10 protein-coding genes and 1 pseudogene are annotated in these 6,854 nt (G+C 45.5%); 6 read left to right on the forward strand and 5 right to left on the reverse strand.

Annotated elements, in window-relative coordinates; translation table 11 throughout:
- Window positions 1–225 precede the first annotated feature (225 nt).
- Window positions 226–438 (forward strand): hypothetical protein, encoded by a 213-nt coding sequence (locus F6K20_RS18500; protein WP_131826862.1) that lies wholly within the window; start codon window positions 226–228, stop codon window positions 436–438.
- Window positions 439–634: 196 nt separating this feature from the next.
- On the opposite strand, the pseudogene F6K20_RS40705 reads toward F6K20_RS18500, so the two are convergent.
- The 5 genes and pseudogenes from F6K20_RS40705 to F6K20_RS18525 all read right to left on the reverse strand — a co-directional run bounded on the left by F6K20_RS40705 (window position 635) and on the right by F6K20_RS18525 (window position 3,884).
- A pseudogene (locus F6K20_RS40705) lies at window positions 635–946 on the reverse strand (type II toxin-antitoxin system RelE/ParE family toxin).
- Entirely contained in the window at window positions 943–1,173 is a 231-nt protein-coding gene (locus tag F6K20_RS18510) for an addiction module protein (protein WP_008189886.1), read from the reverse strand. Before F6K20_RS18510 ends, F6K20_RS40705 begins: the two are co-directional and overlap by 4 nt.
- Before the next feature lie 389 nt (window positions 1,174–1,562).
- A complete protein-coding gene (locus F6K20_RS18515; RefSeq protein WP_008189890.1) occupies window positions 1,563–1,952 on the reverse strand; it encodes a type II toxin-antitoxin system death-on-curing family toxin in 390 nt (129 codons plus the stop codon).
- Window positions 1,949–2,455, reverse strand: coding sequence for a hypothetical protein (locus F6K20_RS18520; RefSeq protein WP_008189891.1), 507 nt, complete (start codon window positions 2,453–2,455; stop codon window positions 1,949–1,951). Before F6K20_RS18520 ends, F6K20_RS18515 begins: the two co-directional genes overlap by 4 nt.
- Before the next feature lie 172 nt (window positions 2,456–2,627).
- Window positions 2,628–3,884, reverse strand: a complete 1,257-nt coding sequence (locus F6K20_RS18525; protein ID WP_008189893.1) for an ATP-binding protein — start codon at window positions 3,882–3,884, stop codon at window positions 2,628–2,630.
- 203 nt (window positions 3,885–4,087) lie between these two features.
- On the opposite strand from F6K20_RS18525, the gene F6K20_RS18530 reads away from it, so the two are divergent.
- The 5 genes from F6K20_RS18530 to F6K20_RS18550 form a co-directional block, all read left to right on the forward strand.
- On the forward strand, window positions 4,088–4,423 hold the full coding sequence (locus tag F6K20_RS18530) for a cation:proton antiporter subunit C (protein ID WP_044495399.1): 336 nt from the start codon (window positions 4,088–4,090) through the stop codon (window positions 4,421–4,423).
- Complete coding sequence (locus F6K20_RS18535; protein WP_008189897.1) at window positions 4,420–5,859, forward strand: cation:proton antiporter; 1,440 nt, start codon at window positions 4,420–4,422, stop codon at window positions 5,857–5,859. The genes F6K20_RS18530 and F6K20_RS18535 overlap by 4 nt, the downstream gene beginning before the upstream one ends.
- The gene (locus F6K20_RS18540; protein WP_008189899.1) at window positions 5,856–6,245 is read left to right on the forward strand and encodes a Na+/H+ antiporter subunit E; all 390 of its coding nucleotides are present in this window, start codon (window positions 5,856–5,858) and stop codon (window positions 6,243–6,245) included. Before F6K20_RS18535 ends, F6K20_RS18540 begins: the two co-directional genes overlap by 4 nt.
- Complete coding sequence (locus tag F6K20_RS18545; RefSeq protein WP_008189901.1) at window positions 6,242–6,517, forward strand: hypothetical protein; 276 nt, start codon at window positions 6,242–6,244, stop codon at window positions 6,515–6,517. The genes F6K20_RS18540 and F6K20_RS18545 overlap by 4 nt, the downstream gene beginning before the upstream one ends.
- Before the next feature lie 183 nt (window positions 6,518–6,700).
- Window positions 6,701–6,854: RRXRR domain-containing protein (locus F6K20_RS18550; RefSeq protein ID WP_287295591.1), on the forward strand; the 154-nt coding region annotated here is incomplete at its 3' end.

Below are 6,854 nucleotides of genomic sequence, written 5' to 3' on the forward strand. Positions count from 1 at the left end.
TTAAAGCCCCCTAAATCCCCCAATTCTGGGGGACTTTGAGAGTTTTTCCCCCCAGAATTGGGGGGCTAGGGGGGCGAAACCATACTCAGAATCAGCAACGCCCAATTAAGAGCTAATTCCGGAAATATCAGTTACGAAGAAATTTCTGAATCTACGGGAATCGATCGGCAAGAATTAAGGGAACTTGAAAATGGGGAAGCGAATGCGATGAAGCGTTCGCAAAGCGTGGCCCAAAGGCCTCAGCTTCCGCTAAGAGCGATCGCTTTTACTACCCTCGCTCAACTCTGCGCCTTCTTTCACTGTAGTCCCAACGATTTATTGATTGTAGACTGGGAGGGGGAAGAAATAGAGAAAGCTTCACAGATAATGAAACAGACATTTACCAATGCTGAGGCGATGCCACCCCGTTATGCGGAGGAAATTTGGGATACTTTTTAAGGGACTATCTAGCTAGGGCAAACGCATCTAAATTCTAGAAGCCTTACTCAGAAGTGATGTAGTGCGGTCTTGGGGAAGCAGGGTCAAATAGCAAATATGAGATCCACCCACTTCGGATCAGTAAAATGTATTAACTTATAACCTTAGTGCTATAACAGCTTAGTTGTCCGAATGACGTACCAAACCTCAGATCATTTTATGCATCTGATGGTTTCTCCCTGACACGCTCTTTCCAATATCCTGGCTCACGACTACAGTGCATCACCGCCACAATTAAAATGTAATCTTCCTCAATAGTGTATAAAATCCCGTAGGGAAATTTACGTGTCAGACATCGAGGAATATCTTCATCAATAACAGCCCAACGAGTTGGTGACGCAACAATTCAGAAAATTGCATCCTCAACTACATTGATAAATGCCTGTGCCAATTCAACTCTACGTTCTGCGTAAAACTCGACTGCTTCACCATATTCAGTCAAGGCTGCTGGGTGAAAGACATATTTCATGGCTCCAGAAGTCGCCTCACTCTAGCTAACCCTTCCTCTCCAGGAATAGGCTGAACCATACCACTTCGGATTTCATCTCGACGCTTCTTAGCTTCACTTACCCAAAGTGCTTGTAGGTTTTCGTCTACATCAAACTCAAGACTTTCAACCAGCTTCTGAGCCAACAATGCTCTCCATGCACTGGGCAAAGATAAAGCTTCTTTGATTACTTGCTCAACAGAGACCATAACATTCGGGCATCATAGATAATACCCAGAGTCTAGCAAAAAAGTAGTAAACATAACACAGAATAAAAATGCGATTGGCCGTAGGTCATCGCTACTTGAGGTGCATCTACTGAATTTGATATCAACTCAATCGCTGGCAAAGCCACAAAGCAAAGACTGGAATTGTGCTTGGGGCTCAACCAATTCAAATGGCGCTGATAAATCCAAAAGATTCACGGGCTTTTGCATCCCAATCCCAAGTGTAGACATCTTGCGGTGGTACACCTTCACTGTTCATGTTTTCTACAGCGTACTAATTTAAGCTTGTACCCATTATCCCCTCAATCGACACAGCAAAGCGCTAGAGCATCGGTTTAGTAATCAAAATCAAAAAATATTGTTATTATTACTTACACTTCCTGGGAGTTACCTGCAATCCAAGTAGCTATAGACTCTTGATTTTCTATTCCTTCTACTAAATTATTAATCTTGATCACGGCTTCTTCTTCTGCGGCCACTAACTCATATCCGTTTAAACGTAAAAAAACGTCGATGACAGCAAGGGCAATTCGCTTGTTACCATCGACGAAAGGATGATTTTTTGCCAAACTAAAAGCGTAGGCTGCTGTCAGATCAAACAGACTAGCACTATCACTGTAAGCAAATAAATGTTTAGGTCTAGCTAAACTACTGGAAAGTAAATTCGGATCTCTTAATCCAAAACATCCGCCATGCTCTAGGATTAACTCGTCATGGATAGCTATTACTGCTTGCTCTGGCACCCAGCGAGGCTCTTTCACTTAGCTAATTCCCGAAAAGCATTGCGATAGTTTTTGCGAGTTATCGCGAAAGCTTCCATTGCTGCCTCGAATTCAGAATTATCTGGAATACTAGCAGGATTTGACACTGTAATACTCATTTCCTTTTGAAGCTGAACCAGAAGTTGCTGAATTGGGACTGATTCTTGAGCTATTTCCTTAGCTGAAGCTACAGAGTCTGAGGCATTTAACACCGTAATAAAATTCCGAAGGTCTTCTTGATAACTCTCGGCTGCATCTTCAAAATCAGACCCAGCGCAATTGAGGCGTTCTCCTGGGTCAGCTTGCAAAATACCACGAGCCTTCTTGTAAGCCTCTTCCAAGGGAGCCAAACCCTTAGCCAAGAAATGAAGATTGGAAACACCGGAGGGAAACTCCTTCCCAAGGGCATTTAACTCACCCTGAAGTTCCGCTGAGAGTGAATCCTCTAGCTGAGTTAGGGCGACCAAGAAGGCTTTGAGGGTGATTGCATCTAGGGAGTTCATGGCTTGAAGTGTGCGTTTATTAGCTCAGGCAAGTCAAAAAGGATAAAGCGTCTTTCATTGGGCATCATAGATAATACCCAGAGTGTAGCAAAAAAGTAGTAAACATAACACAGAATAAAAATGCGATTGACCTACAGTCACGCTACTTGAGGTGCATCTACTGAATTTGAGATCAACTTAAACGCTGGCAAAGCCACAAAGCAAACAGAGGTAAAGCCAGTCGGTAGCCTTGCTCGGAGCCATAAATCAAACCTTTGTGCTGCAACCCAGCGATCGCTCCTTGGAGAGAACCCCCTCTCGATAGGTAATGCTTTTGAATGTAATCTCGACTTTGTGGCTTGTCGGTAGGGTCTAGGGCCAGGGATTCTAAAAGATGGGCTTGATTAGCTGGAAGCAGCATCAGTAATGACTCGAAGACCATGGATAAGTCCGCTAGCAGTTCTTGGATGGCCTGCTGAACATGGCCATCACGAATTAGCCCATCAGAAACTCGTACCGACTTGAGGCGTCGCACCAGTGCCGAAGCATCACCGAAGTGTCCTTGGACGGCATTGACAAAGATTTCCAGTGCTTGCGATCGCGGATCGAAGGTCAGCCGTTGCGTATGCAAAACTTCAGTTACCCAAGCCGCAACCACATCATTAGCTAAAGGAGCCAGCTGCACGATTTCCAAATTATTCCCTGGTTCATGGGGATAAATACTAGTTTCTGCAATCGTTGCCACTAGTACATAACTTACCTGAGTCTGACCCTCGATCTGTTCCCTCAAAAATTTTTCCCACACCCCATGACGATCCCAAGAGCGGATGTGGGGGAAACTTTCCAAAATCAACACTACCCGTTCCCCCTCAGATTCAGCTAACCTTTGCAGGAGATCGAGTAATGCTTCAAATGCTTTCCGTTGCAGCTCTTTGCTCTGGATCCGAACTGGTTTAAGTCCCTCTGTGCCACTGGCTTCATCCTTCAGGACAAATAATTCCGCTGCCTTACCTTCAATCCAATCTGCCATTAGAGCTTGAACCGTTGCCATTGGAAAGGTCTGGTTTATGCTCTCCCACAGCAGTTGCACAAAGCGCTGACCATCCGTAACCCGGATGCAGTCAACCTCCAGGATTTTAACTCCAACTTCCCGTGCGGCCCGCCTTACCAAAGTCCGCCGTCCGCTTCCGGGCACTCCCACAATCAGCAGATTGCCATCACGGGCTAAAACTTGAGTGATGCGCTGGAATTGTGCTTGCCGCCCAACCAATTCAAATGGTACTGATAAATCCAAAAGATTCACGGCTAATGCATCCCGATCCCAAGTGTAGACATCCTTCGGCGGCACACCTTCACTAGTTGGCAACCCCCCAATTGTATCGCTAACTGTATCGCTGACATCCTCAGGGCTGAGGTTAACCATTGATTTGCCATCAGTCGATTCTGTCATCTGCTATTGCCCGTGTTTTTCCCAATTCCAAGCTCAAACCAAAACCTTGGTGTGGCATGAGTCTATAGTTTACCTTGGAACTTTTCAATAGTGTCAATCGTTCCTAGCACTATTAAAACGTGCTATATATTTTATAGCACTGTTCGACAGTATCATTGTATAAAGATAATTACCACCAACCCTTACCCAATAGGCAAAAACCCGTGTTAGAAGCATTCATATTTGCCACAATATTGTGCGGATTTTTCGGCATCATCCTGAAAAAGAACCTGGTTATGAAAATCATCTCTATGGATATCATGAGCACGGGGGTGATTGCCTATTACGTGTTGGTTGCATCCCGAGATGGTTTATTCACACCCATTCTTTCAAACGTCGAAAATAGGGCTTACGCAGATCCAGTTCCCCAGGCAGTGATCTTGACAGCGATTGTGATCGGCTTTTCGATTCAAGCCTTGATGCTAGTAGGTGTTATGAAACTGGCACGGGACAATCCCACCCTGGAAAGCAACGAGATCGAGAATAATAATACCCCATGAGTACCATTACCATTGCCTGGATTGCCCTACCGCTATTTGTGGGATTCAGCATTTATCTGATCCCCAAACTTGACCGATACCTCGCCCTAGGCGTTGCCATGGTTTCGGTTGAATATGGGACACAGCTATTTCTTCGAGCAAAATCGCCATTAACCTTACAGCTGCTAGATAATTTCGGTGTCACATTACTAGTTGATCAATTAAGCGCCTTTTTTATCTTGACCAATGGGCTGGTAACGGCAGCAGTCATCCTCTACTGTTGGCAAAGTGGTAAAACAGCTTTTTTTTATACCCAAACCATTATTTTACATGGCAGTGTCAATGCCGTATTTATCTGTGCAGATTTGATCAGTTTATACGTAGCATTAGAGGTAATCAGTATTGCTGCGTTTCTGTTGATTGCCTATCCCCGAACCGACCGATCAATTTGGGTAGCCTTGCGCTATCTTTTGATCAGCAATACAGCCATGCTGTTTTATCTGATCGGCGCAATTTTAGTCTATCAGGCCAATCATTCCTTTGCCTTTGAAGGCTTGGGCGGAGCAACTCCAGAAGCTCTTGCCCTGATCTTTCTGGCACTGTTAGTCAAGGGGGGAATATTTGTATCAGGATTGTGGTTACCCTTGACCCACTCCGAATCTCAGAGCCCAGTGTCGGCGTTGCTATCGGGAGTTGTGGTCAAAACGGGAGTCTTTCCACTGTTGCGTTTTGCTCTGATTGTGGAGGAACTTGCTCCCATCGTCAGGATATTTGGAGTGGGGACAGCGCTTCTGGGAGTAGGCTATGCCGTCTTTGAAAAAGATACCAAGCGTATGCTGGCTTTTCATACCATTTCCCAGTTAGGCTTTATCCTCGCCGCACCAGAAGTGGGGGGCTTTTATGCCCTGACCCACGGCCTGGTGAAAGGGGCGCTCTTTTTAATCGCGGGTGTTTTGCCCAGCCGCAACCTCAAGGAACTGCAACATCAGCCGATTAATACCCAAATCTGGATTGCCCTGGCTATAGCTAGCTTCTCAATTTCCGGCTTTCCCTTATTGTCAGGCTTTGGGGCGAAGGTGTTGACCATGAAGAATCTAGTGCCCTGGCAAGTTATCGGTATGAATATTGCTGCCGTAGGAACAGCAATATCCTTTGCTAAATTCATTTTTCTGCCCCATGGGGATGGCAGCCAAGGGCAGGTAAAGGTCGGTTTTTGGTTAGCGATGATACTGTTGCTCGGTGGGCTGATTGCCGTCAATGGTGTGTATTACCAAGCATATAATTATGCCAATATTATCAAACCCCTGGCAACCATTGCCCTTGGGTGGTTGGCATATTTGTTGATTTTCAAACGATCTGTAATCAAGCTGCCCCGTGTGCTTGAAGAATTTGACCATCTCATTGGGATGATGAGTCTGATGTTAATCCTACTGTTCTGGATGGTGTTTCAACCATGATTGGGCATCTAAATCTAATCTTACGACTGGTTATCTGGTTTTTGCTGACTGCCAATCTGAGTCCGTCAAATATCATCATTGGCATTGCGATCGCATTCCTATTACCAGGACGCCCCAAAACCCCAGAAGCCTTAAAGGATTGGCTCCGGGTGCTCGGTGAAGTGATAGTGGCGATTCCCCAGGCATATATTGAGGCATTTGAAATCATGCTCCGTCCCCATAAGCACGAAGATGTGATCATGGAAGGAGTCAAACCCCAACGGACCCCTGGGCTAATATTCCTGGATATATTCCTGATCACCTTTACACCAAAAACCATTGTGTTGAAATACCACCAAGATGGCAGGTACGAAGTACACCGGGTTAGACGGAGGAGAAAGCGATGACACTGATCCTGATTGCCATGATTCTGGCTCTGCTCATCCCCATTTATGAGGCTTGGCAAGATGATGATATTTGGCAAAAAATGTTGGCATTTGCCAGTATTGCCACCAAAACATCGATCATGATCCTAGTGGTATCTGTTTTGCGCGATGATTGGATGATCGGTGTTGTCGGGGTGATCATCCTGAGTGTGGGGAATGCTGGATTAATGCTACTGGCACATGTAATTAAACGAGTCAATAACCCCAACCTAAGAGGATGGGGCGAGGGATGACGACCAACTGTCCGTGTTTGACTAGACCATTGAGCCGAATTTTGGTACGAACATCCGGATGCTTCCCCAGTCCGGATCTCTTCAAAACTGTGTCGTCAGTTGCTCTTAGACAGGACATCTTAGATTCGGTGGTCGAGGGGACGGGTAATCAACCCAAATACTTTTCTCGTGAGGTTTATCACCATGCTACGAGTTCCAGTTATTTCACCTGATGGCAAACCATTGATGCCTACAAAAGCCTCTCGTGCTCGGAGTTGGCTTAATCAAGGTTTAGCTGTTATTTACCAAAACGATCTAAATGTTTTTGCTGTTCAGTTAGTCAACCAACCGTCTGGAG

Origin of the sequence: Moorena sp. SIO2C4 (genome assembly GCF_010672485.1) — a bacterium.
GTDB classification, from domain to species: Bacteria; Cyanobacteriota; Cyanobacteriia; order Cyanobacteriales; family Coleofasciculaceae; genus Moorena; species Moorena producens.

What these genes read in the sequence shown, in the direction of transcription:
- F6K20_RS18510 (WP_008189886.1), bottom strand. Translation starts at nt 1,173, where the DNA reads ATGGTCTCTGTTGAGCAAGTAATCAAAGAAGCTTTATCTTTGCCCAGT.
- F6K20_RS18520 (WP_008189891.1), bottom strand. Translation starts at nt 2,455, where the DNA reads ATGAACTCCCTAGATGCAATCACCCTCAAAGCCTTCTTGGTCGCCCTA.
- F6K20_RS18525 (WP_008189893.1), bottom strand. Translation starts at nt 3,884, where the DNA reads ATGACAGAATCGACTGATGGCAAATCAATGGTTAACCTCAGCCCTGAG.
- F6K20_RS18535 (WP_008189897.1), top strand. Translation starts at nt 4,420, where the DNA reads ATGAGTACCATTACCATTGCCTGGATTGCCCTACCGCTATTTGTGGGA.
- F6K20_RS18540 (WP_008189899.1), top strand. Translation starts at nt 5,856, where the DNA reads ATGATTGGGCATCTAAATCTAATCTTACGACTGGTTATCTGGTTTTTG.
- F6K20_RS18545 (WP_008189901.1), top strand. Translation starts at nt 6,242, where the DNA reads ATGACACTGATCCTGATTGCCATGATTCTGGCTCTGCTCATCCCCATT.